This window comes from Aliamphritea hakodatensis (assembly GCF_024347195.1).
GTDB classification, from domain to species: domain Bacteria; phylum Pseudomonadota; class Gammaproteobacteria; order Pseudomonadales; family Balneatricaceae; genus Amphritea; species Amphritea hakodatensis.
The window spans coordinates 3,731,067-3,756,991 of sequence record NZ_AP025281.1 but is presented as its reverse complement, the minus strand read 5'-3'; the positions used below and the strand labels follow the sequence as shown (position 1 = coordinate 3,756,991).

24 protein-coding genes and 1 tRNA gene are annotated in these 25,925 nt (G+C 46.0%); 22 read left to right on the top strand and 3 right to left on the bottom strand.

What is annotated here, in order from left to right; all coding sequences use genetic code 11:
• The first annotated feature begins 38 nt into the window (after positions 1 to 38).
• Positions 39 to 986, top strand: coding sequence for a catalase family peroxidase (locus PCI15_RS17165; protein WP_271271153.1), 948 nt, complete (start codon positions 39 to 41; stop codon positions 984 to 986).
• A gap of 55 nt (positions 987 to 1,041) precedes the next feature.
• Entirely contained in the window at positions 1,042 to 1,269 is a 228-nt protein-coding gene (locus tag PCI15_RS17160; RefSeq protein ID WP_271271152.1) for a hexameric tyrosine-coordinated heme protein, read from the top strand.
• A gap of 27 nt (positions 1,270 to 1,296) precedes the next feature.
• Here PCI15_RS17160 and PCI15_RS17155 read toward each other — a convergent pair whose 3' ends face one another.
• Both PCI15_RS17155 and msrC read right to left on the bottom strand, forming a co-directional pair.
• Positions 1,297 to 1,905 (bottom strand): Crp/Fnr family transcriptional regulator, encoded by a 609-nt coding sequence (locus PCI15_RS17155; protein WP_271271151.1) that lies wholly within the window; start codon positions 1,903 to 1,905, stop codon positions 1,297 to 1,299.
• A 4-nt stretch (positions 1,906 to 1,909) separates the two neighbouring features.
• Entirely contained in the window at positions 1,910 to 2,341 is a 432-nt protein-coding gene (gene msrC, locus PCI15_RS17150) for a free L-methionine (R)-S-oxide reductase MsrC (protein ID WP_271271150.1), read from the bottom strand.
• A 354-nt stretch (positions 2,342 to 2,695) separates the two neighbouring features.
• Between msrC and thrS the strand changes: the two genes are divergently transcribed.
• From thrS to PCI15_RS17055, 19 genes are all read left to right on the top strand, one after another.
• Positions 2,696 to 4,615, top strand: a complete 1,920-nt coding sequence (thrS, locus tag PCI15_RS17145) for a threonine--tRNA ligase (RefSeq protein WP_271271149.1) — start codon at positions 2,696 to 2,698, stop codon at positions 4,613 to 4,615.
• 23 nt (positions 4,616 to 4,638) lie between these two features.
• Positions 4,639 to 5,181, top strand: a complete 543-nt coding sequence (infC, locus tag PCI15_RS17140; RefSeq protein WP_271274640.1) for a translation initiation factor IF-3 — start codon at positions 4,639 to 4,641, stop codon at positions 5,179 to 5,181.
• A 102-nt stretch (positions 5,182 to 5,283) separates the two neighbouring features.
• Entirely contained in the window at positions 5,284 to 5,478 is a 195-nt protein-coding gene (gene rpmI, locus PCI15_RS17135) for a 50S ribosomal protein L35 (protein WP_271271148.1), read from the top strand.
• A 39-nt stretch (positions 5,479 to 5,517) separates the two neighbouring features.
• Entirely contained in the window at positions 5,518 to 5,871 is a 354-nt protein-coding gene (gene rplT / locus PCI15_RS17130) for a 50S ribosomal protein L20 (protein ID WP_205658109.1), read from the top strand.
• A 92-nt stretch (positions 5,872 to 5,963) separates the two neighbouring features.
• The gene (gene pheS / locus PCI15_RS17125; RefSeq protein ID WP_271271147.1) at positions 5,964 to 6,947 is read left to right on the top strand and encodes a phenylalanine--tRNA ligase subunit alpha; all 984 of its coding nucleotides are present in this window, start codon (positions 5,964 to 5,966) and stop codon (positions 6,945 to 6,947) included.
• A 43-nt stretch (positions 6,948 to 6,990) separates the two neighbouring features.
• The gene (gene pheT / locus PCI15_RS17120) at positions 6,991 to 9,381 is read left to right on the top strand and encodes a phenylalanine--tRNA ligase subunit beta (protein ID WP_271271146.1); all 2,391 of its coding nucleotides are present in this window, start codon (positions 6,991 to 6,993) and stop codon (positions 9,379 to 9,381) included.
• An 18-nt stretch (positions 9,382 to 9,399) separates the two neighbouring features.
• A complete protein-coding gene (gene ihfA / locus PCI15_RS17115; protein ID WP_205658112.1) occupies positions 9,400 to 9,696 on the top strand; it encodes an integration host factor subunit alpha in 297 nt (98 codons plus the stop codon).
• Positions 9,683 to 10,042 carry a MerR family transcriptional regulator gene (locus tag PCI15_RS17110; RefSeq protein WP_271271145.1) on the top strand — a complete coding sequence of 120 codons (360 nt, stop codon included), beginning with the start codon at positions 9,683 to 9,685 and terminating at the stop codon, positions 10,040 to 10,042. Before ihfA ends, PCI15_RS17110 begins: the two co-directional genes overlap by 14 nt.
• A 486-nt stretch (positions 10,043 to 10,528) precedes the next feature.
• A complete protein-coding gene (locus PCI15_RS17105) occupies positions 10,529 to 10,918 on the top strand; it encodes a hypothetical protein (protein WP_271271144.1) in 390 nt (129 codons plus the stop codon).
• Between the two features lie 156 nt (positions 10,919 to 11,074).
• Positions 11,075 to 11,151, top strand: a tRNA-Pro gene (locus PCI15_RS17100).
• A gap of 201 nt (positions 11,152 to 11,352) precedes the next feature.
• A complete protein-coding gene (locus PCI15_RS17095; RefSeq protein ID WP_271271143.1) occupies positions 11,353 to 12,276 on the top strand; it encodes a restriction endonuclease in 924 nt (307 codons plus the stop codon).
• A 244-nt stretch (positions 12,277 to 12,520) separates the two neighbouring features.
• Complete coding sequence (locus tag PCI15_RS17090; protein ID WP_271271142.1) at positions 12,521 to 14,161, top strand: type I restriction-modification system subunit M; 1,641 nt, start codon at positions 12,521 to 12,523, stop codon at positions 14,159 to 14,161.
• 9 nt (positions 14,162 to 14,170) lie between these two features.
• Positions 14,171 to 15,412 carry a restriction endonuclease subunit S gene (locus PCI15_RS17085; protein WP_271271141.1) on the top strand — a complete coding sequence of 414 codons (1,242 nt, stop codon included), beginning with the start codon at positions 14,171 to 14,173 and terminating at the stop codon, positions 15,410 to 15,412.
• 75 nt (positions 15,413 to 15,487) lie between these two features.
• Complete coding sequence (locus tag PCI15_RS17080) at positions 15,488 to 18,427, top strand: type I restriction endonuclease subunit R (protein ID WP_271271140.1); 2,940 nt, start codon at positions 15,488 to 15,490, stop codon at positions 18,425 to 18,427.
• Between the two features lie 16 nt (positions 18,428 to 18,443).
• Positions 18,444 to 20,303: an AAA family ATPase gene (locus tag PCI15_RS17075; RefSeq protein WP_271271139.1), complete on the top strand. Its 1,860-nt coding sequence runs from the start codon at positions 18,444 to 18,446 to the stop codon at positions 20,301 to 20,303.
• Complete coding sequence (locus PCI15_RS17070) at positions 20,293 to 21,612, top strand: HNH endonuclease family protein (protein ID WP_271271138.1); 1,320 nt, start codon at positions 20,293 to 20,295, stop codon at positions 21,610 to 21,612. The genes PCI15_RS17075 and PCI15_RS17070 overlap by 11 nt, the downstream gene beginning before the upstream one ends.
• A 213-nt stretch (positions 21,613 to 21,825) precedes the next feature.
• A complete protein-coding gene (locus tag PCI15_RS17065) occupies positions 21,826 to 22,176 on the top strand; it encodes a hypothetical protein (RefSeq protein WP_271271137.1) in 351 nt (116 codons plus the stop codon).
• 33 nt (positions 22,177 to 22,209) lie between these two features.
• Positions 22,210 to 22,548, top strand: coding sequence for a hypothetical protein (locus PCI15_RS17060; RefSeq protein WP_271271136.1), 339 nt, complete (start codon positions 22,210 to 22,212; stop codon positions 22,546 to 22,548).
• Positions 22,549 to 23,141: 593 nt separating this feature from the next.
• Positions 23,142 to 23,516 carry a hypothetical protein gene (locus PCI15_RS17055; RefSeq protein ID WP_271271135.1) on the top strand — a complete coding sequence of 125 codons (375 nt, stop codon included), beginning with the start codon at positions 23,142 to 23,144 and terminating at the stop codon, positions 23,514 to 23,516.
• 425 nt (positions 23,517 to 23,941) lie between these two features.
• On the opposite strand, the gene PCI15_RS17050 is transcribed toward PCI15_RS17055, so the two are convergent.
• Positions 23,942 to 24,733 carry an AraC family transcriptional regulator gene (locus PCI15_RS17050; RefSeq protein ID WP_271271134.1) on the bottom strand — a complete coding sequence of 264 codons (792 nt, stop codon included), beginning with the start codon at positions 24,731 to 24,733 and terminating at the stop codon, positions 23,942 to 23,944.
• Positions 24,734 to 24,945: 212 nt separating this feature from the next.
• Here PCI15_RS17050 and PCI15_RS17045 point away from each other — a divergent pair, with 212 nt between their 5' ends.
• The gene (locus tag PCI15_RS17045; RefSeq protein ID WP_271271133.1) at positions 24,946 to 25,875 is read left to right on the top strand and encodes a DMT family transporter; all 930 of its coding nucleotides are present in this window, start codon (positions 24,946 to 24,948) and stop codon (positions 25,873 to 25,875) included.
• Positions 25,876 to 25,925 lie beyond the last annotated feature (50 nt).

Sequence of the window (25,925 nt, the reverse complement as noted above, 5' to 3'; positions counted from 1 at the left end):
GAGCTAATATTTTGTGCGTAATAATGGTGAGGTGAATTATGCTTAAACAATACAGTTATCTGGGGGCGGCGGTACTCCTGAATGTTTCTTTACCGGTTGTTGCCGGGTCAACGGCGGTTAAAACCGTCGACGCGTTCGAAAAGGTGTTTGGGGTGACGGCAGGGGAGCGGCGAAATCACACCAAAGGTTTTTGCTTTTCGGCAACGTTGAGCCCGGTAGATAACGGCATTCAACAATATTCTGTCAGCCCTTTGTTTACGGGTGAATCGGAGGTGATCGGGCGGCTGTCACATAAAGGTGGGAATGCAAAGGCGGCGGATAATGTGCCGGCTGAATACGGTATGGGGCTTTCAGTTAACCTGAGCGATGGCACCAATCACCGGATGTCGATGAATACACTGGACTTTTTCCCGGTATCTACGCCGCAGGCCTTTGCCGATCTGATGGTGGCAAAGGCGCAGGGCAAAGCGGCGGTGAAAACGTTCAAGGCGGCCAACCCGGATTTACAACGCTTCAGTGCACACAATAAACAGAAAACGAAACAGCTGACCTCTTATGAAGGTACTACCTATAACAGTATTAACAGTTTTTATCTGGTGGATGCGCAGGGGCAGAAAACCGCTGTCAGGTGGTCGTTCGTGCCGGTTGTAAAACAAGGTATTACGGTTGCTCAGGGGCAGGACTTCTTCTACAGCAATATGGTGCAAAACCTCGATGCGGGGCCGGTTGAGTGGAACATGGTGGTGACCCTTGCTAATCCGGAGGATGTCGTCGCCAATGCAGCCCTGCCGTGGGAAGGGGAGCATCAGGAAGTTGTTGCTGCCAGGCTCAGTGTAAACGCGATTAGTGCCACGGGGGCGTGCGACAACATTAACTATGACCCGCTGATTCTGTCCGCAGGTTTTGAACCCTCAGAAGATCCTTTATTACAAGCCCGGCGTGATGCCTATGCGGTTTCATTCGGGCGTCGCCTGTCGGAGCAATAAGTTTTAGCCGTCGAAAGCTTCCAGCAAATTCTAATAACAGACAGAGAGCCCCAAGATGCAAACACAATGGTTAAGCAGTTTGAAAACAGACGACCCGCAAGCCGGTTACGAGCTGGCGATTAAAATGGCCCGTATGGGGGTGAAATACACCCAGCCCAAAGATGAAGTACGCCAGAAGTTGCGGCCGGTCTATGAGCAGGATGCCAACAGTCTGATCGCCTCTTCGCAGGTAATCGCAATTAACTTTCAGACCGTGGCGATGGCGAATAATTACTGGTCGTAAGCGGAGGGTCACATCCTGGGAGGTGTCTCAGCTTTCCGGGAGCATCGCGCTCAGCTCTGCCTGCCTGAGTACTTCAATACAACCACGCTGAAGGCGAATCAGCCCCTGTTTTTCCAGGCTTTTCAAATGGCGGCTAACCACTTCACGGGCGCTGCCGATTTCAATGGCAATGTACTGATGGGTGGCATGCAGTTGTTGCTTATGGTCGGCATTGCTGAGCAGATAACGGAGCAGACGCTGGTCGACGCTGGCCAGAGTGATGCTTTCCAGCTGTTGCATCAGGTTGGCGAGGCGCTGGCTGAAACCGTCGAAAACAAATTCCCGGAAACCTTCAGACTCACCCAGCAAACGGCGAAAATCCTGCAGGGGAATGACCCGGGCAGTGACAGCTGTTTCACTGATGGCCTCTGCCGGAAAGCTGTCGTTGCTGAGCAGGCAGGCGGTGGTGAGTACGCAGATTTCGCCGCTGTTGATCCGGTACAGCACCAGCTCCCGGCCTTCGGCGGAGCGGCCAAACACCTTTACACAGCCCTGGGTGATGACGAAGCAGTTTTCACAATGCTGCCCCTGAGACAGCACCGTCTGGTCAGCCGGTACCTGCATTTCAGGATACCGCTGAAGAATCTCCGGCAGCATAAGGTTACTCGGCGGTTTGGTGGCGCAGAATAATATCGACGACTTTTTCCAGCCCTGCCACATCCCCTTTGGTGAAACGGGCTTTGTCCGGGCTGTCCACATCCAACACGGCAATCAGCTTACCGTTACGGACGATGGGAATCACCACTTCAGAATTAGACTCTGCATCGCAGGCGATATGGCCGGGAAATTCGTGCACATCCATGACCAGTTGTGATTCAAGGGTTGCCGCGGCGGTACCGCATACGCCCTTGCCAATCGGGATACGCGTACAGGCCGGCTTACCCTGAAACGGGCCGAGCACCAGTTCGTCATCTTTGCGGATATAAAAGCCGACCCAGTTGATGTCCGGCAGGTACATCCACAGCAGGGCAGAGGTATTCGCCAGGTTGCTGATCCAGCTGGTTTCGCCCTCAAGCAAACCATCCAGTTGCATATGTATATCCTGATAAACGGGGTTCACGGGCGTACCTCTGTGGCTGTTAATAAAGGCCTGATCATAGTGGTTTTGGCCGCTTAGTGCAGCACGTGCAGCGTGATTTTGAAAAACGGGTTTTACCGGCTGGTCAGTAATTTCCTGAAATGCTGAGGGAAATCATAAAAAATCCCCGTCAGGCTGCCTTTACAGGCTACCTCTTTAGAGAACAATCACGTACAATTCCGCGTTCATTTTTAGATACCGTACTGTCGTGTGGGTATGTCGGCTGGCTTCCTGCCATTCCGCCGTGCTGCACCCCTGTGCTTAAGTGGCCTCTGGTATGGGCCACCACTGAGAAAAAAAGGAAATTCAATGCCTATTATTACGCTTCCTGATGGCAGCAAACGTGAGTTTGCTAACCCGGTTACTGTATTAGAAGTTGCTGCTGATATTGGCGCTGGCCTGGCGAAAGCCACGGTTGCCGGCCGTATTAACGGTGAACTGGTTGACGCCTGCGAACTTATCACCACGGACGCTGAAGTTGCTATCGTAACCCCTCGGGATGAAGACGGCCTGCACATTATCCGTCACTCTTTTGCGCACCTGTTAGGGCATGCTATGAAGCAGCTCTACCCGGATGTAAAGATGGCGATCGGTCCGGTTATCGACAATGGTTTCTACTACGACGTATCCAGCGAGCACCACTTCACACCGGATGATCTGGTAGTACTGGAAAAACGCGTTCAGGAACTGATCAAAAAAGATTACGACGTTGTTAAGAAGATGACGCCGGTTGCTGAAGCACGTCAGATTTTTGCTGACCGTGGTGAAGTGTTCAAGGTTGAGCTGATTGACGGTCTGGATGAGTCCGTGACTGAAGTTGGCCTGTATCACCACGAAGAATACATCGACATGTGCCGTGGCCCGCACGTGGCAAACACCCGTGTCCTGCGTTCTTTCAAACTGATGAAGGTTGCCGGTGCTTACTGGCGCGGTAACTCTGAAAACGAAATGCTGCAGCGTGTATACGGCACAGCATGGCGCGATAAGAAAGAACTGAAAGCCTACCTGCACCAGCTGGAAGAAGCTGAAAAGCGTGACCACCGTAAACTGGGCAAGCAGCTGGACCTGTTCCACCTGCAGGAAGAAGCACCGGGCATGGTGTTCTGGCACCCGAACGGCTGGAAGCTGTATCAGACCATCGAACAGTACATGCGCATCAAGCAGCGCCAGCACGGTTACGACGAAATCAAAACCCCGCAGGTCGTTGAACGTACCCTGTGGGAGAAGTCCGGTCACTGGGACAAGTTCTCAGAAGAGATGTTTACTACGCACTCTGAGAGCCGTGACTTTGCGGTTAAGCCAATGAACTGCCCGTGCCACATTCAGGTATTCAACCAGGGCCTGCGTTCATACCGTGATCTGCCACTGCGTCTGGCTGAATTCGGTTGCTGCCACCGTAACGAACCGTCTGGTGCGTTGCACGGCATTATGCGTGTCCGCGGTTTCGTACAGGATGATGCTCACATCTTCTGTGCTGAAGATGCAATTCAGGAAGAAGTAGCCCGTTTCATCGACTTCCTGCACGAAGTGTACGCTGACTTCGGTTTCGACGAAGTGATTTACAAACTGTCTACCCGCCCTGAACAGCGTGTGGGTTCTGACGAAGTGTGGGACAAGGCTGAAAAAGCACTGGGCGACGCGCTGGACGCGGCCGGTCTGGACTGGGCTGAACTGCCGGGTGAAGGTGCCTTCTACGGCCCTAAAGTTGAATTCTCACTGAAAGACTGCCTGGGTCGTGTATGGCAGTGCGGTACTATTCAGGTGGACTTCTCAATGCCGGGCCGTCTGAATGCCCAGTTTGTGAACGAAGCGGGTGAGCGTGAAACGCCGGTTATGTTACACCGTGCGATTCTGGGTTCATTTGAACGCTTTATCGGTATTCTGATTGAAAACTCGGCCGGTGCATTACCGACCTGGTTAGCACCTGAGCAGGTCGCAATTATGAATATTACCGATAAACAGGCCGATTATTGCCGTGAAATCGAAGAAAAGTTACAAGATCTTGGATTCTTTGCTAAAGCGGACTTGAGAAATGAGAAAATCGGCTTTAAAATCCGCGAGCACACAATATCTAAGGTTCCTTATTTGCTGGTTGTCGGCGATAAGGAAGTTGAAACCGGCACCGTGGCAGTTCGTACCCGGACCGGTGAAGATCTCGGCACTTTGTCGATTGCAGAGTTTTGTGACCACCTTGGCCAAGATGTTGCCAGCAAAGGTCGCAAGGTTTAGTTAATTTTTACGGAGATACCACTATCAAGCGCGATAACAGAAGAGGGCGCAATGAGCGGTCCAAGCCGCCGATTAATGAGAACATCAGCGCCCGCGAGTGTCGATTGATTGGTCCCGATGGAACACAGATAGGCGTAGTGCCTCTCAAGGACGCTTTAGAAGCGGCCCAAGAAGTTGAACTTGACCTGGTTCAGATTTCTGATTCTGATCCGATCGTATGTAAGGTTATGGACTACGGTAAATACCTGTACGAGAAGAAGAAAGAAGCAAATGCACAGAAGAAAAAGCAAGTGCAGATGCAGGTCAAGGAAGTGAAGTTCCGTCCGAATACGGAAGATGGGGATTATCAGGTAAAACTACGCAACCTGATACGTTTCCTGGAAGGTGGCGATAAGGCCAAGGTAACCCTGCGTTACCGCGGCCGTGAAATGGCACACCAGGAGTTAGGTATGAAGCTGTTGAATCGGGTCGAACAGGACCTGATTGAGCTTGGTACCGTTGAGCAGCGTCCAAAAATGGAAGGCCGCCAACTGACTATGGTCATAGCTCCGAAAAAGAAAAAGTAATCTCGGTTACTTCATTAAGGCCCGTACCACCTCTTCGGAGTCGGTGCGGGTTTTGTGTTGTCTGAGACGAAACATAACTAACGAATGCGTGGGGATTTAGTAATGCCTAAAATGAAATCTTGCAGCGGTGCTGCGAAACGTTTTAAGAAGACCGCGAACGGCTTTAAGCACAAGCAGTCTTTCACAAGCCACATCCTGACTAAAAAGTCTACTAAGCGTAAGCGTCAGCTGCGTCCATTACTGCAGGTTCATGCAGCGGACACCAAGCTGATCAAGCGTATGTTGCCTTACATCTAAGCTCGTAGTAGTCACAATTTTTAATTAGGAAGAAATATCATGGCACGTGTAAAACGTGGTGTAGTAGCACACCGTCGTCACAAGAAAATCCTGAAAAAAGCAAAAGGTTACTACGGCGCTCGCAGCCGGGTATTCCGCGTTGCTAAACAGGCAGTAATCAAAGCAGGTCAGTATGCATACCGTGACCGTCGTCAGCGTAAGCGTCAGTTCCGCGCGCTGTGGATCGCTCGTATCAACGCTGCTGCCCGCATCAATGGTTTGTCCTACAGCCGCTTTATCGCTGGTCTGAAGAAAGCATCTATCGAAATCGATCGTAAGGTGCTGGCTGATCTGGCTGTACACGAAGCGCAGGTTTTTGCTGCGATCGTCGAAAAAGCTAAAGCTGCACTGTAAGACACCTTTAACTAAGCAACGCTTAGTTGAGCATTGAATGTGTAATAGGGGAAGGGTGCAAGCTCTTCCCCTATTTTTATTTGGAGCCATAAATGGAAAACATTGAAATCCTGTTAGCAGAAGGCAAAGCAGCTGCTGAACAGGCCACAAGTACTCAGGACCTGGATCAGGTGCGTGTTCAGTATCTGGGTAAGAAAGGTCATCTTACCCAGCTATTGAAAGGCCTTGGCGCATTATCGGCCGAGGAACGCCCACAGGCGGGTGCTAAAATCAATGAAGCAAAACAGGCCCTGCAGGACGTGCTGAACAGCCGTAAGCAGAACCTGGAATCCGCCGCTTTGGAAGCAAAGCTGGCAGAAGAAACGATCGACGTAACCCTGCCGGGCCGTGGTCAGTCGCAGGGTGGTTTGCACCCGGTGACCAAAACCCTGGAACGGATCGAATCGTTTTTTGCCCGTATCGGCTACAGCGTGGCTGAAGGCCCTGAAATCGAAGATGATTATCACAACTTCGAAGCACTGAACATTCCGTCGCATCACCCGGCGCGTTCTATGCACGACACCTTCTTCTTCAATGCAAACACCCTGCTGCGTACCCACACCTCCGGTGTACAGGTGCGGACCATGGAAAGCCAGAAGCCGCCTATCCGTATTATCTGCCCGGGCCGTGTATACCGGAACGATTACGACCAGACCCACTCGCCGATGTTCCACCAGGTAGAAGGCCTGATTGTGGATAAAAACATCAGCTTTGCGGACCTGAAAGGCACCCTGGAACAGTTCCTGCGTGAATTCTTTGAAGAAGACGTGAAAGTACGTTTCCGTCCTTCATACTTCCCGTTCACTGAGCCATCTATCGAAGTGGACATCGACCGCGGCGACGGCAAGTGGATGGAAGTACTGGGTTGCGGCATCGTCCACCCTAAAGTCTTCGAACACTCTGGTATCGACCCTGAAGAATATACCGGCTTTGCCTTCGGTATGGGCGTAGAGCGTCTTGCGATGCTCCGCTACGGCGTTAATGACCTGCGCCTGTTCTTCGAAAATGACTTGCGTTTCCTCGGCCAGTTCAACTGAGCCTGAGTGACTTTATTACGCTTACAGATATCGGAAAATTACTATGAAATTCAGTGAAAAGTGGTTGCGGGAACTGGTTGATCCTGCAGTAGATACCCAGGGCATTGCTGACCAGATCACCATGGCAGGCCTTGAAGTTGATGACATCCTTTCGGTTGCCGGTGAATTCAGCGGCGTGATCGTGGGCGAAATCATCAGCGCCGAACAGCACCCGAACGCCGACAAGCTGCGTGTGTGCCAGGTGAATAACGGCAACGAAACTGTTCAGGTAGTCTGCGGTGCGCCTAACGCCCGTGCCGGCCTGAAAACAGCCTTTGCTACTGTAGGATCCGTACTGGCTGGCCCGGATGGCAAAGACTTTAAAATCAAGAAAGCTAAACTGCGTCAGGTTGAATCTTTCGGCATGCTGTGTGCCGCAAATGAACTGAACATCTCTGAAGACGCTGCCGGCATCATGGAACTGGCGGCCGATGCGCCGGTGGGTACCTGCCTGCGTGAACACCTGTCGCTGGATGACAAAATCATCGACGTCGACCTGACACCGAACCGCGGTGACTGCCTGTCGATCACCGGTATGGCCCGTGAAGTGGGTGTACTGAACAAGGTACCGGTTAACTTTGTCGAAGTAGACGCCGTTGCCCCAGCGATTGACGACACCTTCAGCATTGAGCTGGAAGCGCCGCAAGCCTGCCCGCGTTACCTGGGCCGAGTGATCCGCAATGTGGACATGTCTGCCAAGGCACCGCAGTGGATGGTTGAACGTCTGGAACGTTTCGGTTTCCGCAGCATCGACCCTGTGGTTGACGTGACCAACTACGTACAGGCTGAACTGGGCCAGCCGATGCACGCCTTCGACCTGAACACCCTGAAGGGTGGCATTGTTGTCCGTTACCCGGAAGCCGGCGAAAAGCTGACCCTGCTGGACGGCAGCGAAGTTGAGCTGACCACCGATACTCTGATCATTGCCGACAAAGAACGCGTGGTTGCCATGGCCGGTATCTTCGGCGGTCAGGACACCGGTGTAACCGCTGACAGCAAAGACATCTTCCTGGAATGTGCCTTCTTCGACCAGATCGCCATTGCCGGTAAAGCCCGTTCTTACGGCCTGCACACCGATGCCTCCCACCGCTACGAGCGTGGTGTAGACTGGCAGCTGCAGCGCAAAGCCACCGAGCGTGCCACTCAGCTGTTATTAGACATCGTCGGCGGTGAAGTTGGCCCGGTTATTGAAGCCGTTAGCGAAGCTGACCTGCCAAGCGCCCGCCAGGTAACCCTGCGCCAGAGCAAGGTTAACCAGCTGCTGGCCTTTGAAATGCAGGTAGAAGAAATTGAAGAAATCCTCACCCGTCTGGGTCTGGAAATTGTTGAGCGTGGCGAAGGCACATGGACATTCGCAGTGCCTTCCTACCGTTTCGACATCAGCATCGAAGTGGATCTGATCGAAGAACTGGCGCGGGTATACGGCTACAACAACCTGCCGGTTAAAGTACCGACTGCTGAACTGAGCATCATTGCCGATGATGAATCCCAGCTGGATCTGCACGACGTGCGCCGTCAACTGGTAGCTCGCGGTTATCAGGAAGCGATCACCTACAGCTTCATCGAAAAGAACCTGGCAGCACAGTTTGACGACCAGCACGAAGCCGTTGCACTGGCGAACCCGATCTCTGCAGAAATGGCGGTCATGCGGACCACCATCATGCCGGGCCTGGCGAAAGCACTGCAATACAACCAGAACCGTCAGCAGAGCCGTGTACGCCTGTTTGAAACGGGTCAGCGCTTCCTGCCTAACGGTGAAGAACTGATTCAGGAAAACGTCATTGCCGGTATTATCAGCGGCTCGCGTCTGGCAGAAGGCTGGGCAAGCGATGCGGCACCGGTGGATTTCTACGACCTGAAAGGCGACGTCGAATCCATTCTGGCACTGGGTGGCTCCCCTGAAGCGTTCAGCTTCGTTGCAGCACGCCATGTGGCGCTGCACCCCGGTCAGTCAGCGGCGATCCAGCGTAACGGTGAAACCGTCGGTTACATGGGCGCGTTGCACCCTGAACTGGTGAAATCTCTGGGCCTCAACGGCGCTGTGTTCGTATTTGAGATCAATCAGGCCTCAGTACTGGACGGCAAACTGCCACGCTTTGACAGCCTCTCCAAGTTCCCTGAAACACGTCGCGACCTGGCGCTGCTGGTTGATGAAAAAATCAACTTTGAGTCAGTGCGGGAAATTGCCCGCCAGCAGGGCGGTGAATTCCTCAAATCGGTGACTTTGTTTGATGTTTACCAGGGTAAAGGCGTAGAACCGGGGCAAAAAAGCTTGGCTCTCGGCTTGACGTGGCAGCATCCATCGCGCACTCTTAATGATGAAGAAATCAACGAAGTCATTGATTTTGTTGTGTCTGAACTGCAGAAACAGTACGGTGCTACATTACGAGAGTAATCGATAGGGGTAAGTTTTATGGGTTCTTTAACGAAAGCTGAAATGGCCGAACGCCTGTATGAAGAACTTGGCCTGAACAAGCGCGAAGCTAAAGATATTGTCGAAGCATTTTTTGACGAGATCCGTAACAGCCTGGCGAATAATGAACAGGTAAAGCTGTCTGGCTTCGGGAATTTTGATCTGCGTGACAAGCGGCAGCGGCCGGGGCGTAATCCGAAAACCGGAGAAGAAGTACCAATCTCTGCCCGCCGGGTTGTCACCTTTAAACCGGGACAGAAGTTAAAGGACCGTGTAGAGGCCTATGACGGCGACTGAACCCAGCTACGAAGATCAATTACCCATTCCAAACAAGCGCTACTTCACCATTGGTGAAGTAGCGTCTTTGTGTGACCTTAAGCCGCACGTGCTGCGCTACTGGGAACAGGAATTCGAACAGATCAGCCCGGTGAAACGGAACAACCGTCGCTACTACCAGCGGCAGGATGTACTGATTATTCGCCAGATCAGAGGCCTGCTGTATGACCAGGGCTACACCATTAACGGTGCCCGCCAATGGTTCAGCGGCGAACAGGCAGGGGATGATGCCGGCAAGTATAAGCAACTGCTGCGGCAGATGATTAACGAGCTGGAAGACATCAACAAGCAGCTTAAGAGCTCCTAGCTTAAGATCTGCCAGATAGCCCTCTCAGCGGCCAACTGCCCACACCCTACAGAGACCCACCCGGGTCTCTTTTGTTTTCTAAACCGCTAAAGCACCGCGTAACTCAGTGGGAGAATATTCGCTCTGAGCGCCTCAGGCCTGTTCTGAGGCTTTTTTTGGTCTACACCCATGCCCTTGATTAGTAACACTTAAATATCCCACCCTGCGGCCTTTCTGGCACGTGAACAGCCAAGTTGACCTGTGTCTCTAATAGACTCATAGTGACCCCTGAGGCGTCGAAACCTCTTACACAGTAGATTTTCCAGCGGTAATGCCGTTGGTTTTTTTGTGCCACAAATGTGGTACAAACTCCCGTTATGTCGGGAGGGCGGTGAATATAAAACCCCTTGTGGGGAATAAGCCCGCGGTCTCTGTGTAGCCGTTTCGAACCTCCCGACACCTCACGGACTGAGGCGTTATATCGAAGAAATATACAGGAGGCCAGGTATGGCTAACCATCAGATCGATAACACAGTGTATACCCTGCGTTCATGCACACAGGAAGACAACACCCCCACACTCACCACACTCGACGCCCGCATAAACCTCAGCCGGCTGTACAACTACCGGGTGCTGGACATTGGCACCATGGGCCTGTTCGGCAGCGCCCAGGGTGAATTCATACACTTGCTGAAAGACTGGGATGCCGGCAACGAACCGGACCCTGAAGATTTCCACAGCCTCATGTGGCGCTACGCCAGCGTACTGCGCAGCATCGATTTCGCCGACCGCTTCATGGCGGTACACAGCGAACCCCTGCATCCTAGCGATGAAATCACCGCCCTGCGTAAACGGCTCAACCGCCTGCTGCACAACCGCACCAAGGTCGTGATGTAAGGGAAGAAAACCCGCGACAAATCAGGCGCATACGCGCCTGAATTGCTCAAGAAATAACCGAATATTTAGCGGCCGCACAAGCCTAAAAAAGAGCTTTTAAAAAACAGAAAGTTAGCGTACTATTTCGCTTCTTCTAAGGCCTGTTCAGGCCAGTGTCGGGATGTAGCGCAGCCTGGTAGCGCACATGCATGGGGTGCATGGGGTCGGAGGTTCGAATCCTCTCATCCCGACCATTAAGATCAATAAGTTACGTTCGTGGCTTGTTTCTCAAATCTCAAAACTTCGTTTTTATCTACTTCTTGTGCCCACTTCGTGCCCATTTGTTTAAACTTCAGTGATATTTGCACTTAGAATGCATGATCTGTGTTGTGGTACCAACGTGTCGTAAGTGATAGATTTCTATTTTGTTTTTCTGCGCGATAAGGAGAGATTGCGTGGCTATCCCTGATTTTCAATCCTGCATGCGGCCGTTATTAGTAATGGTTGAAGACGGTGCTGTGCATAACTTCAATGAAACGGTTGAACGTGTTTGTGTTTATCTTGAGCTAACCGAAGATGAGATTCGAGAAAAGTTACCTTCAGGCAAGCAATCTTATATAAAGAACCGCCTGGCTTGGGCCCGTACCTATATGAATAAAGCAGGTCTGACGCAAGCTCCTGGTCGTGGGTTGATTCAGATTACACCGTTAGGCTTTATAGCCTTGAAAGAGTGTCCGCAGCGGGTGGATGTACGGTATTTGAAACAATTCCCAGCGTTTCTGGAATTTCATCAGGTTAAAAGCAAATCCGATGACGCTTCCAATAAAGCAGTATCAACGGCCACGCCTGAAGTTAGTGAAAAAGATCCTCAGGAACGCTTGGATGAAGCATTTGAAGAGATTCAAAGTAGCTTAGCTGATGAGCTTCTGGATATGGTTAAGCAACAAACACCGGACTTCCTCGAAGGCTTAGTTGTACAGCTGTTACAAGCGATGGGCTATGGCGGTTGGAGTGAAAGCTCAGGAGCAGCAACACAATATACGGCTGATGGTGGCGTCGACGGTTTGATAAATGAAGATCCGTTAGGTCTAGATACTATCTATTTGCAGGCAAAGCGTTATAGCGATAGCACTGTAGGTCGGCCAGATATCCAAGCCTTTGTTGGTGCGTTAGAAATGAAGCGCGCGCGTAAAGGCGTCTTTATTACAACCAGCCAGTTCAGTAGTGAGGCCAAAGAATACTGCCAGATGATTGAGAAAAAGGTTGTTCTCATTGACGGAAAGAAACTGGCCGAGCTGATGGTTAAATATAACTTGGGCGTATCGACGAAACAAAGCTATGAAGTTAAGTCGATAGATACGGACTTTTTTAGCGAGTAATTTTTGCGCTCAAAAGTATTTAAGGAACCTGGGATGGTTTTAACATCAAAGCCAGAAGTTGAAGTATGCCTAAAGATTGATGCTAGGTTGGAAGCGGTAGGCTGAGATTATTCAGGATTTTAGGTGTATTTAGGCAGGTATGTGTTAGGCGTACTTTGGGGATCTCGAAAAAAGTATAGAGACATTACAACCGCCAATACGGCCAGCATTATTAACCCAATAATTAGAGTAAAGATAAAAGCCAATGGTAGAACAGCATAAGAAGAATTTAGAGAAACAGCTCTGGAATATCGCCAATGCCCTGCGTGGCAATATGGCAGCGGATGATTTTCGCGACTATATCCTCGGCTTTATTTTCTACAAATACCTCTCTGAAAAGATTCATCTGTATGCTGACGACATCCTACAAGCAGATGGCTTTAGGTTTGAAGAGCTGGATGAAGAGAGTAAGCAGGGGCAGGAGCTACTGGAGGCTGTTAAAGAAGAGGCTATTGATCATTTGGGCTACTTCCTTAAGCCCAGTGAGCTGTTCCATGTAATTGCTGAAAGAGGCGAAAACGGTGAATTTATCATCGAATCGCTGACAGAAGTGCTGCGCCATATCGAGCAGTCGACTATGGGATCAGAATCAGAAGATGACTTTAACGGTCTGTTTGATGATCTGGATTTGACGTCTAACAAGCTGGGTAAGACTGAGAAGGCAAAGAATGAATTAATTACCAAGGTACTCACGCATCTTGATGCCATTGACTTTGCTCTGGAAGATACCGAAATTGATGTTCTTGGTGATGCTTACGAATATCTTATTGGTCAGTTTGCCAGCGGTGCTGGTAAAAAAGCCGGCGAGTTTTATACTCCGCAAATGGTGTCTAAGTTACTGGCACAAATCGTCACTCATGGGCGTGATGATATTCGCAGTGTGTACGATCCTACCTGTGGTTCAGGTTCTCTGTTATTGCGGGTCGCGCGAGAGCTATCCGGTCGTAAAAATGGCGCAGAACTAAGCAAAAATTTGCAGTACTTTGGTCAGGAGTCTAACCCCAGTACCTACAATCTGGCGCGCATGAACATGATATTGCACGACGTGCATTACAGCCGCTTTGATATTCAGCAGGACGACACCCTGGAAGACCCACACCATACCGATAAACGCTTTGATGCAGTAGTGGCTAATCCGCCGTTTTCTGCAAAGTGGTCAGCCGCTGCTGGTCATTTAACCGATGAACGTTTTCAGGATTACGGCAAACTGGCGCCAGCCAGTAAAGCCGATTTTGCTTTTGTGCAGCACATGTACCATCAGTTGGATGAAAACGGCACGCTGGCTGTAGTCTTGCCTCATGGGGTGTTGTTCCGTGGTGCAGCGGAAGGGCACATACGCAAATTCTTCATTGAGCAACATAATGCTTTAGATGCGGTGATTGGTTTACCGGCCAATGTGTTTTTTGGCACAGGTATTCCTACCTGTATTTTGGTGCTTAAAAAAAATCGAAAGAACACTGAAAATATATTCTTCATTGATGCCAGCGCTAATTTCGGTAAGGCTACTAACCAAAACTATCTGCGCGATGAAGATCTCGACCAGATTATAGATGCTTACACCCAGCGCCAAAATATCGATAAGTTTGCCTTTGTTGCACCTATCAAATCCCAGCAGGATGAAAACGGTGAGCTGCTTGAAGATACAGCCTTGAGCGGTATAGAGAGTAGTATTGAAGATAACGATTACAACCTGAATATTCCTCGTTATGTAGATACTTTTGAAGGAGAGGAGCCGGTTGATTTGGCAGTGGTAGCTCAAGCTATTTCAGAGATTGAAACCGAGCTTGACGGTGTGGATAAACAGCTGGCGGATTTTTGTAAGCAGCTTGGCATTCAGACACCTTAGGAAGTGGATATGACAAATGCACAGAGAAGAGAGCCTCAGTTAAGGTTTCCAGAATTCAGCGAGGAATGGAAGAGTATAATTATTGCCAAACTCATTGAGAGCAAGGCAATAATAGGTCACCTAGATGGAAATCATGGAGAGTTATACCCTCGTTCAGAAGAGTTTTCAGAAGAAGGTGTTCCATACATCGCTGCAAATAATCTTGTAAATGGCGAGGTTGACTTTGAAAAATGTAAAAGACTTCCTTTATCTAGAGCGGCTAAATTTAAAAAGGGGATAGCAAGAGACGGTGATGTGTTATTTGCTCATAATGCTACTGTTGGGCCCGTTTCATTATTAAAAACAAATCATGACTTTGTAGTTTTAAGTACAACAGTTACTTATTTTAGATTTGATGAAGAGAAGCTTAGCAATCACTTTTTTAAATTTCTTCTTGAAACTGACGCGTTCATCCATCAATGCCATAGGGTTAAATTTCAATCTACGCGTTTGCAAGTTCCGATAACTGCTCAGAGAAAGTTTAGATTAGATCTTCCTCGCTTAAATGAATCTCAGAAAATCTCTAGCTTCCTTTCTAGCGTAGATAAAAAAATCAGCCAGCTAAAACAAAAGCATGAGCAGCTAGTTAAATATAAAAAAGGCATCATGCAACAGCTTTTTAGTCAGAAACTGCGTTTTAAAGATGAACATGGGCGGGACTTTCCTGATTGGAAAAAAGATTGTCTTGGGAATCATTTAGAAGAGTATAGGGAAAAGTCGAAAATTGAAGATCAGCATGAAGTATTGACTTCGGCTAGATCAGGGATTGTTCGTCAACAAGATTACTTTAGAGAAAGTCGATTGATTGAACGATCTAATATTGGATTTAACGTAGTACCTAAAGGTTATATTACTTATAGATCGCGAAGTGATGATCGACGATTTTATTTTAATCTTAATGATACTGGTGAGATTGGAGTTATCAGTACTTATTATCCAGTATTTAAAATGAGGAACGGTGTGAATCAGTTCTTTATTGAGTTAAGTCGAATTTATGAGAGAACTTTTGGAAAATACAGCGTAGGGACATCACAAACAGTGCTTTCATTTAACGAGATGAAGAATATAAAAGTAAAGATTCCTTGCGACAAAGAGCAGCAAAAGATTGCCTGTTTTTCTGAGGAGTTGGACAGAAAAATCAATCTATCTCAGCAGCAGATAGAACAAACCCAAGCCTACAAACAAGGTTTGCTGCAACAAATGTTTGTATAAAGTTCTTACCTGATTAATAGCGAATAGTGACAGCGGTCAAAACTGCGTAAGGCCGCTGCTGAGTTAAGGAAAACCATGTCTACACAGTCTGAAGCCGCCTTGGAAGCCGAGTTGCTGAAACAGTTGCAACAGCAGTCATTTGAGTTAGTCAGTGTTACCGATGAAGCCAGCTTGTTGGCTAATCTTAAAGTTCAGATCGAAAAGCTTAATGACATACAGCTAAGCCAGAATGAGTTTAGGCAGATACTAAATCATCTGGCCAAAGGTAGCATTTTTGAAAAAGCCAAAACTCTCAGGGATCGTTTTCAATTCGATAAAGAGGACGGCAGCTCAGGCTATGTGCGGTTTTTGCACCAAGATCATGATGCAAATCAGTGGCAGGCTACTCAGCAGGTAACGGTAGAAGGGCGTTATAAAAACCGTTACGACGTGACTATTCTGGTCAATGGTTTACCTCTGGTGCAAGTTGAGTTGAAGCGTCGTGGCCTGGAGATGAAAGAGGCTTTTAATCAGATTCAGCGCTATCAGCGCCACAGCTATTGGGCCAGTTATGGGCTATTTCAGTATGTGCAGCTGTTTGTGATTTCTAATGGTGTTAATACCAAGTATTACGCCAATAATAAGAACCAGAGTTTTAAGCAGACTTTCTTCTGGACTGATGAGCACGGTAAACGCTTTACAGAGTTGGATCAGTTCACTGAGGAATTCCTCACCCGCCAGCATCTAAATAAGATGTTCAATCAGTACATCGTGCTGAATGAGACGGGCCGTTATTTAATGGCGATGCGTTCATATCAGATTTACGCCACTGAGGCGATAGTCAGGCAGGTAACAACGACCAAAGATAACGGCTATATCTGGCACACGACGGGTTCCGGGAAAACTCTCACTAGCTTTAAAACTGCTCAGATTCTTACCGCATCTCCTGATATAGATAAGGTGGTGTTCGTGGTGGATCGCAAGGATCTGGATTTTCAGACCAGCAAGGAATTTAATGCCTTTTCTAAAGGTTGCGTGGATGGTACGGATAAGACCAAGGTATTGTTTAATCAGTTTATCGACGCACCGCCACCGCTGGATAAAGATGGCAATGCGATAAACACCCAACGCAATATCAAGCTGATTGTTACTACCATTCAAAAGCTCAACAATGTGATCAGCCATAAGCGCTACACTCAGAAGATGGCTGGGGTAAAAGATCAGCGCCTTGTATTTATCTTTGATGAATGCCACCGAAGCCAGTTTGGTGATACCCATCAGCGGATTGTTAATTTTTTCAATAATCATCAGATGTTTGGTTTTACCGGCACACCAATCTTTGCTCAGAATGCCCATAGAAAAGCTTCGCGAAAGTACACTACCAAAGATCTGTTTGGTGAATGCCTGCATAAATACACCATTGTTGATGCCATTAAAGATGAGAATGTACTTAAGTTTGGTGTGGAATATGTAGGGCGTTACAAGCAGAAAGCCGGTAGCAAAAACGCCCTTGATATCGAGGTTGAAGGTATAGACACCAAAGAGCTGCTTGAGGATGAGCGGCGGCTGGAGAAAATCACCGATTACATTATTGCTAATCATAGCCGTAAAACACAGAGTAAAAGCTTTACCGCTATGTTCTGCGTGAGCAGTGTAGATGTGCTCATTAAGTATTACGAGCTGTTTCAGCGTAAGAAGGAGGCAGGAGAGCATCAGTTGTGCATCGCGACTATTTTCTCCTATGCCGCTAACGAAGAAGATCCGGACGCTGATGGTTTTCTTGATAATCTGGATGAGGCTGAGGCGTTAGTGGGTGACGGTCTAACCGTTCAGACACATGGCGTGGCCGAAGCTGCAGGTGTCTATGCTGCAAATAGCTTTACCCATAGTCGCGATAAACTGGAACAGTTTATTGGCGACTACAATGAGATGTTTGGCAGCAGTTACACCACAAAAGACAGTCAGTCGTTTTATAGCTACTACAACGATATCTCCAAGAAGGTCAAAGAGCGCAAGGTGGACATTCTGCTGGTGGTGAATATGTTCCTCACCGGTTTTGATAGCCCGCCGCTCAATACTTTATATGTGGATAAGAATCTTAAACATCATGGTTTGATTCAGGCTTATTCACGGACGAACCGAATACTCAATGAGCAGAAGTCCCAGGGTAATATTATTTCTTTCCGTAACCTGAAGACGGCGACTGATGATGCTCTGACCTTGTTCTCGAATAAAGAGGCCAAGGAAACGGTGATTATGCCGCCCTATGATGACTTCGTGAAACTCTTTAATAAGGCCTATGGCCAGCTGCTAGCGATAGCGCCAGACCTGGATAGTGTTGATGATCTGGCCGATGAAGAGCAGGAGTTGGCTTTTATTCAGGCATTCCGTGAACTGATGCGCCTTCGCAATATACTCAGTAGCTTCGCAGATTTTGATTTTGATGATGTGAAGATCGACGAGCAAGAGTTTGAAGACTACAAGAGCAAGTATCTGGACCTGTACGACAAGGTTAAATCCAATAATGTTGTTGAGAAAGAATCGATACTCAATGATGTGGATTTCGAGCTTGAGCTGATTCATCGCGATGAAATAAACGTGCTTTATATCACTCAGTTGTTAGCTAAATTAAAGGGCGCAGATAAAGGTAAAGATTACGAATATCAGTATAAAGCTATTATGGATCTCCTTGGTGGCACACCGGAGCTGCGTAGTAAACAGGAACTGATTGACCAGTTTATCCAGTCTAATCTCGATAATGTGCAGACCCCGGAGCAAGTTAGTGATGCTTTCGAAGCTTACTGGGAAGTGGAGAAACTGAAGGCATTGGATGGTTTGTGCAAAGAAGAAAAACTCATCCCTGACCATATTAAGAGTCTAGTGGAGCGTATGATCCACAATAATAAAGATCCTCTGAGAGAAGAGGTTGTAGCTTTGATGGAAACCCCACCGACGCTTTTACAGCGGAAAGCTCTGATTCCACGCGTTACTGAGAAGCTTAAAGGGTACATCGATACATTTTATAGTGGTTTTTAGTCTGATTTTATGTGTTATGGATGATGTTTCAGCAATGAGATTAGTGTACTTGTGGATTGAGAGTTATAAAAATGTCCAGCGGCGAGAGCTGTATTTCACACTGGATTATCGGGTCGTTCATGATAATCAAGATCGACAAATTCAAGTAGTAAAGACTGATTTTGGAAATCTTCGTGATAACCGAAGTAATCCGTTAGCTCTGTTAGATCAATTCTCTGCCATTGTAGGTGAGAATGGTACTGGTAAGTCTAATATCTTTGAACTTATTAGCTACGTAAATATCCAGGGCTGTTTTCCAGAGAATATATCTGAAGATACTGATAAAAATTTTGTTATTTTGGAAGGTGAAAGTAACGGAGAGAAAAATTTATATTTACTTACTTTGTCTTCAGTTTACCAAAAGAAAAACGACAGTGGCTTAAAGCTTAGTTTTATTCGTCATATCAATGAAGCTCAGATGTCTATAAATAATAGTACAATTCTGTACCACCCGCTAAATGATTTAGCTGCGGGTTCATCAACTGCAAGCATCAAAAATTTAAAAAAAATTACTTCTAATCCATTTCAGAAGTTAATAGCAGGGACTAGTGATGGAGCACTTGCGAGACGTTTTGTTGAAAATATATTGTCTCTTGAGACTCTTGGTGTGTTTGAGAAGATTGCTTCTAACCCTTATGGTCAGCTTGTCATTCTTTATCGTGAGGTTAAGAAGAAGTATTTTGAATTTGAAATGCTTCACGAACCTTTTACTAGGATGAGAAAAAAAACATGGACGTATGAACTATATCAGGAATTTGAACGGTTTATTGAGTCTGATGAACCCGGATTACTGCAGTATAAAGTTGTACATCTTGTCCTAAGTATCTGGCATGCTCTACAAGGATCTGCAGAAAAAGATGAATCACATCTTCATGCGCTAATATTGACTTCTGTTGTTCTTGGCGCGGAAAGTCCTTTTACTAAATATTCAGCAGAAATTGATAAGCGTCTTGAGCGATACTCGTATGGTTCGTATATAGAGAATTTTAGGCTGCACTTACAAACTGTAAACTATCAACTAGAGGAATTTAAACTTTTTAATAATCTTGTTAATGGTTGCTATCTATCGGCTTCGGTAAAAAATCCATTATCCTTTACGCTGTTTGACTTTTTCTGCTCTGATGAACGGATCAAATTAGGAACTGGACATCATAGCTTTATAGGTACAGGTATTCCTTTAAAAATTGATGGTTTAAGTTCTGGAGAAATTAGTGCGGTACATTTTATAAATGAGTTGAAGTCTGCACTTGTAGAAATTAAAGCCAAGGGCAGTGATTGTTTAATTCTTTTGGATGAACCAGAAAACTCATTTCACCCAGAATGGCAGAGAAAGTTGATTTCAATTTTAGTTGCGCTTTTTTCTCAGGTTGGCATTCGTCCACAAGTGCTCATATCATCTCATAGTCCATTTGTTTTATCAGATATGTTGAGTGGTAAGGCATTGATGTTAGGTGGGGGTTCACCATTAGAAAATTGCTTCGCAGCTAATATTCATGAGCTACTATCTGATAGTTTTTTTCTGAAGTATACAATTGGTGAGGCATCTAGAATTAGAATTAAAGAGGTTGTAGATTTTATTAATGAGCCAAAGGCCCAATCTCAACTTGGTAATACCATCGAAGAAAGGTGTTTTTCAGCTGAGATAGTTATTAACCAAGTATCAGATCAATTATTAAGAAGCGAGTTGCGTAAACGGCTTAATAAGGTTCTGGCCAAGCACTCAAATGAAGATGAGCTCTTTGCTCATTTAGCCATTGCAAGTAGAGATAATCCTGAGTTAACGAATCAATTAAGACAGTTGTCTGCTCATTATCGTAGGGAAACTAATGATGTTTAGTTTACATTATCTGGATAGACCTGAAACTGAAAATCTACATGCTACTTGGTGCAAGGATAATATTAACTTTTTTAGTCAGAGCCTCCCATCACCTGTCAATCCTTACCTGAGTTGGTTGCACGGGATTGGTGAAAAAATTTTTTTATGTTCGCCGGCTGAACAGCTAGATATCGTTAATAGCTATTACCAGGTATTAAAAAGTTCGATTCAGCATTATCCTCTAATTTTTGAAATACTTACTCGCACAGACTTTCCTGGTTTTGAGCCTGTTGTAAGAGCTGGGGTGTTAACTGACTTTCGGCTGTCTTTTCAATGGCCAAATACCTTAGAGTTTAGCGAGATTAAAAAACTATTAGGGAAGCAATCTTCTAAAACGGTGGATTTAGAATTGAGATCCTACTTGGCTCAGCTTGGTATTCAGGATGAAATTGAAACGCTCGCAGCTAGTCAAAATGGTAAGTACCTAAGTACAAAAATTAAAAATATATTTAATCCTAATGGAAGTATTAAGATTCTACTTTCTGTATTTGGGGTTTTTAAAACATATAAGGATTTTATTGATAATTGTAAAAATATTTTTGATTATTCAAAATTTATATCTAACTATACTGGATGGGGCGCTTATGGTCTAGTTAAATCTATTGTTAATACTGTCTGTCCTTATTGTAATAGAGGGTTTACTCACTCTATCGAAGATAATGAGCTCGGCAAGGGACGACCAGAGCTAGATCATTTTCTTCCAAAATCAGTATTTCCATTTTTTGCAGTTTCTCTTTATAACCTTATTCCTGTTTGTCATACTTGTAACCATGCAAAATCTGATACTTCTGTGTTAGAGGGGAGGGCTGGTGTATTTATGTTTTCGCACCTGCATCCAAACATCATGGGAGATGATGTAAGCGATAGTGTTGTTTTTAAAACTGTTTCTGAAGGTGATATAACAAACTTTTTATTGAATAATACAGCGACATTAAATGACAAATTAACCCTTACAAAAGAATGCTTAGATAATAATAGACTAGCAGAATCTCTTAAGACCTATAAGCTTGCACGTACAAGTAATGAACAAGAATACTTAATTGGATATTATTCTAATCATTATAAAGAAGTTGAAAGAATTTTAAATATGGTTAAGCGATATCCTGTAAAGGCTATTGAATCTATAGCGGCTTTGGTTGGTGATGAGGATAGTGCTAGTTTACAAAAAAAATTCATGGAAGTATTAGTTATTGATAGGCCAGGTGATGAGCCTTTAGGCAAACTAAAAAATGATTTAATTGCTGGCATTGCTGATAGTTGGAAAGCCTAGTTGTAGATAAACTGTCAGAAGGGGATTGATAAATTGACTCATGTAAATGGGGCCATGTGAGGGTAGGTAGAGCACTGGTTAAAATTGTTATCCTGACTTCAGAAATTTGGATTTAAGTAAGTGTAAAAGTTCTATAAAATATATTTGTCTAGTTGGATAGTTTTTCTTTGAAACAAGAAGATTCAAAACTCAAGGAAATTATAAGGATTTAATGTGAGTGAAAATACAGAACTAAATGAAGTTGAAGCGAAGCAGGGTGAGGTAATCACGAAAGAACAGTCTGCTTCTGAATTAGAAGCTATCACTGCTTTGCTTCAGGGAGTCGTAACTCCATTTGCCAAAGCTCAGGAAGTTTCGGAGCAAGAAGCAACTAAACGAGCTGGAATTATTGCCGGTGTTGCAAATAAAGCAATCTTAGCTCTTTTTGGAGTGGCGTTTTTTGTGCTTTTACTAGCAGCTTATGCTGTCAGTCAGGGTAATGAATCAATGGCTGAAAAGATGGTTATTGCTTTATTGGCATTTTTTGGTGGCTTGGGAGCTGGTAAAGCTACAAGCAATAAATAAGCAGGACGATACGAAGGATAGATAAGAGATTATATGTCAGCAAAAGATTTTATAGAGAACGTAGCCGATTCAATGGAGTCCCTAGTGTCCCTTTATAGCAAGGGAGCAGAAGGTCCTACATATCTTGGTTTTGAGTTGGACAGAATAGGACTTAGTTTTGAGCAGCGAGAAAAAGTGTTAGATCTAATCCAGTTGGCAGTTAGCGAAGCAACGCATTCGTTAATTTGTGGAATTGAAGGGAGCACATCTCTAGGAAAAAGCCTGACACGATATAAGCTCTTGGACGCAGAAGGAAACGAGCTAACCGGTGAGTTAGGTGCATTGTTAAGTGAAAAGCTAGAAGAGCAAACGTTTAATAGTACAGCTGAATAGTTTTTTTAGTAGGGGGAGCAGAGTAATGAGGGAAGGTTTTGTCTTGTACCTTTATGTCATTATAACTAAAGAGAACTTCTAAAAGATAAGTTCTGCCCTAAGTCGCTTTGCCACTCAGCCTGCTATATTCAAGAGATACCATCTTTATGTACTCACGGGGGCTGGTCTTGTTTTTGGCCAGTTTAGTAAGACCATCAAAATGAAAGATCTGACCCAGTAACTGCTAGAGATGTGTCGTGCATGCATTAGGTGACGGGGTCATAGGTGACGGGATCAGGCCTTGTTTATTGCCAATTTAGTAAGACCAGCAAAATGAAAAACTTGGCCCGGATCCTTTAGAAATGTGCCGTGTATGTGAGGCTTTGAATGCGGTGAGGGCGAAGGCTTCTGAGCAGCCGCTGTGGTGAGCTGCTTGGCAAGGGGTGTGAATCTTGAAGTTTTAAAATTGCTTCTTCATAACTGCAGCCATTCTGTCTATTGATAGGTAAAATCTCTTTTTTTCTCTCCAGTTTCTAAGGCTTCTGAATGCTTCTCCTTTCTTCTGTCTCCAGTGAAAAAACACTGAATAACCATCTGCCCGGATGCCTTACAGTATGATAAATCGTATTCGTCTGTGGCTGGTTGAGCTGTTTCTTACGGTGAGCAGTGGTCAGGCCGATCCGGTGAAAGTGGCTGCTCTTGTGGGGATTCTCAGCACTGCTGGATTGTTTTTGGTGATATTTGCGTACACGGTGTTCACTCAGAGTGATCTTACTTTTCACGTGTATGTTTCGCCGTTGCCGTTATACATGGGATGTAAGCAGGTTTTTGATCTGATGCTGGGTAAGCACGGTTGGCGTAACGGTGCTGAATGGTTGTTAAAGCCGGAGCAGAAAGCGCCTGATTCTGCTTCGTCTAAGCCGGATTTTCGTTTGTTAGCGCTGGCGTTGGTGTATATCTGGGGCGGGTTTTATTTGCTCAGGGTTTAAAGAACTTTCTGAGTCTGAGTCGCTGACGAGGGCAGGTTTTGTTTTATGCCAATTGAGCAAGGCCGATAAAAGGAGAAACCTGGCCCGCATCTGTATCCGTAAGATCGTTATTCTGCTCTCATCTTTCCTGAAAATCAGCAACTTCTGCATTACCTGATAAGCGGTTGGAACCTGCATAATGCCTGGGCAGTGATCGTATGGTGCTAACTGTTTACGTCTCTGCCAGCTCAGGTGAACACTCTATTAAGGTCTCTGTTGCGTAATATTCATTATTCGGCCAACGTTCGGGGGCGAGACAGGTGCCTGCGTTGGGTCGTCAGGAACCTAATCATAGCGTGGCTACCGATAGTTGATTCTGGCACAAAGTGGACATTGCTTATGGTGAAAATTAAGTGCCAGAAACAGGCATGTAATAGATCCGCTATTTAACTTTGGCTTTTCCGATATTCATCTGGTGTTGTATCAAGTAAGCGTCGGAACATAGCGATAAAAGCAGACGCAGAGCTATACCCCAGCTCCAGAGCAATACTTTCTACGCTATGGCCTTCTTGTAGCATGGGAAGGGAATGCATTACTTTCATGCGTTGGCGCCATTCACTTATAGCTATACCTAAATCTTTTTGTGCTTTGCGGGCTAAGGTTCGCTCTGAGGCTCCGAACAGTTCAGCTAACTCTGACAGAGGACGGTTACTGCCGGGGTTTTCCTTTAGATAGGCTAACACTTTTGCGAGCAAAGGGTCCTTGGAGTCAGGGAGGTAGCTACCCGCAATCGGGGTAACAACCAGTTGATCCAGTACGACGTCTAATAGTTTATTTTCTTCCTTTGTATAGGGAATCTGCGGTGGATTTAGCCGAAGGTGGTTCAATATTGCTTTAAGCATTGGGTTAACCAATAAAGCACAGGTTTTATCGGGCATACCACGTTCGGTAGCGAGTGCTTGATCGATGTAAAGAGAACAATGAATGGAGGCGTGACGATTTCCACCATGATGTTCAGAACCAGGAGGGTGCCATAAACCAAAACTCGGCGGTATACGAAATTCTTTGCCTTCTGCTTGCATCTCTAAGACGCCGCTAAATGAAAAAACAAACTCTCCCCAGGGATGCTCATGTGCAGGGTAGATCGTATGTTCAGGCAATGAACGTAACTGATAGTAAATTGAGTTCGGTAGCGCTTCCAGCTTGATCGGGGTATGGGTAAAAGGCTTTTTTGGCATTATCTGGCAGATCCTAACTATATCTTGTCTGATTCTAGCTATATGTATAGTTATAGACAACGTATTCTTATATGAAATATATCTTAGCCTCTGAAGGAAAGCCTATAAATAATTGGCTGTATCCTTTCTGAAATTGAGATATTTCTGTTTCTTCACACTCATAGTTTTTGATTAAAGGGCTATAAGTGTCTCGTTAAATTAAAGAGTACGTTATGGATTCACGCAAAGATATTGATGGGGTAGCGATTGGATTAGTTACTCTGATAAGTTTAATCTGGGGAATACAGCAAGTTTTTCTAAAAGCTGTTTCAACAGATATGTCGCCAGTTTTGCAAATAGCTCTGAGGTCAGGCATTGCGGCATTATTACTGGCCGTTGTTATGGTTTACCGAAAGGATGATTTAATTAGCCGTGATACTTGGAAGCCGGGGTTAATTGCTGGGGTATTATTCGCACTTGAGTTCTTTTTTGTTGGCGAGGGGCTTAGACATACAACCGCTTCACATATGATTGTTTTTCTTTACAGTGCGCCAATATTTGTAGCGTTAATTTTACATTTTAAAATTACTTCTGAACGCCTTAAACCATTACAGTGGTTAGGAATAATCACTGCATTTATCGGCTTAAGTGTGGCTTTTCTCTGGCGTGATTCTCAAGAAGTTGTGCCGTCGGCGGCAAACATGTTTTGGGGTGATATTCTGGCTTTGCTTGCGGCCATTTCATGGGCTCTGACAACCGTATTGATCCGTAGCTCTAGCCTTGCGAAAGCCTCTTCAAGCCAGACTCTTTTCTACCAACTGGTTGTGTGTTTTATCGCTGTGCTTTTTGCCGCAATTGTGACAGGGCAAACTGAATATACCCTCACAACCGCTGTCGTCTCTAACCTGGCGTTTCAGGGCGTAGTTGTTACGTTTGGAAGCTTGCTCGTATGGTTTTGGTTGCTACGTCGATATTCAGCTTCACAGATAGGGGTCTTTACGTTTATGACGCCGTTATTTGGTGTCCTGCTCAGTGTCTGGCTGCTGGATGAGCCACTTGAGGAAGGGTTTATTTTTGGCGCGATCATGGTGATGGTCGGTATTTTTATGGTAAGCAGCCATAACAAAATTAAAGAACGTCTAAAAATAGTTTTTCAGCAATAATCCTGGTTTGTATAAAGTAAAAAGATAAAACGCTATGTTTTTCTGTTTTC

What these genes read in the sequence shown, in the direction of transcription:
- PCI15_RS17165 (WP_271271153.1), top strand. Translation starts at nt 39, where the DNA reads ATGCTTAAACAATACAGTTATCTGGGGGCGGCGGTACTCCTGAATGTT.
- PCI15_RS17160 (WP_271271152.1), top strand. Translation starts at nt 1,042, where the DNA reads ATGCAAACACAATGGTTAAGCAGTTTGAAAACAGACGACCCGCAAGCC.
- PCI15_RS17155 (WP_271271151.1), bottom strand. Translation starts at nt 1,905, where the DNA reads ATGCTGCCGGAGATTCTTCAGCGGTATCCTGAAATGCAGGTACCGGCT.
- msrC (WP_271271150.1), bottom strand. Translation starts at nt 2,341, where the DNA reads ATGCAACTGGATGGTTTGCTTGAGGGCGAAACCAGCTGGATCAGCAAC.
- thrS (WP_271271149.1), top strand. Translation starts at nt 2,696, where the DNA reads ATGCCTATTATTACGCTTCCTGATGGCAGCAAACGTGAGTTTGCTAAC.
- rpmI (WP_271271148.1), top strand. Translation starts at nt 5,284, where the DNA reads ATGCCTAAAATGAAATCTTGCAGCGGTGCTGCGAAACGTTTTAAGAAG.
- rplT (WP_205658109.1), top strand. Translation starts at nt 5,518, where the DNA reads ATGGCACGTGTAAAACGTGGTGTAGTAGCACACCGTCGTCACAAGAAA.
- pheS (WP_271271147.1), top strand. Translation starts at nt 5,964, where the DNA reads ATGGAAAACATTGAAATCCTGTTAGCAGAAGGCAAAGCAGCTGCTGAA.
- pheT (WP_271271146.1), top strand. Translation starts at nt 6,991, where the DNA reads ATGAAATTCAGTGAAAAGTGGTTGCGGGAACTGGTTGATCCTGCAGTA.
- ihfA (WP_205658112.1), top strand. Translation starts at nt 9,400, where the DNA reads ATGGGTTCTTTAACGAAAGCTGAAATGGCCGAACGCCTGTATGAAGAA.
- PCI15_RS17110 (WP_271271145.1), top strand. Translation starts at nt 9,683, where the DNA reads ATGACGGCGACTGAACCCAGCTACGAAGATCAATTACCCATTCCAAAC.
- PCI15_RS17105 (WP_271271144.1), top strand. Translation starts at nt 10,529, where the DNA reads ATGGCTAACCATCAGATCGATAACACAGTGTATACCCTGCGTTCATGC.
- PCI15_RS17090 (WP_271271142.1), top strand. Translation starts at nt 12,521, where the DNA reads ATGGTAGAACAGCATAAGAAGAATTTAGAGAAACAGCTCTGGAATATC.
- PCI15_RS17085 (WP_271271141.1), top strand. Translation starts at nt 14,171, where the DNA reads ATGACAAATGCACAGAGAAGAGAGCCTCAGTTAAGGTTTCCAGAATTC.
- PCI15_RS17080 (WP_271271140.1), top strand. Translation starts at nt 15,488, where the DNA reads ATGTCTACACAGTCTGAAGCCGCCTTGGAAGCCGAGTTGCTGAAACAG.
- PCI15_RS17075 (WP_271271139.1), top strand. Translation starts at nt 18,444, where the DNA reads ATGGATGATGTTTCAGCAATGAGATTAGTGTACTTGTGGATTGAGAGT.
- PCI15_RS17070 (WP_271271138.1), top strand. Translation starts at nt 20,293, where the DNA reads ATGATGTTTAGTTTACATTATCTGGATAGACCTGAAACTGAAAATCTA.
- PCI15_RS17060 (WP_271271136.1), top strand. Translation starts at nt 22,210, where the DNA reads ATGTCAGCAAAAGATTTTATAGAGAACGTAGCCGATTCAATGGAGTCC.
- PCI15_RS17055 (WP_271271135.1), top strand. Translation starts at nt 23,142, where the DNA reads ATGATAAATCGTATTCGTCTGTGGCTGGTTGAGCTGTTTCTTACGGTG.
- PCI15_RS17050 (WP_271271134.1), bottom strand. Translation starts at nt 24,733, where the DNA reads ATGCCAAAAAAGCCTTTTACCCATACCCCGATCAAGCTGGAAGCGCTA.
- PCI15_RS17045 (WP_271271133.1), top strand. Translation starts at nt 24,946, where the DNA reads ATGGATTCACGCAAAGATATTGATGGGGTAGCGATTGGATTAGTTACT.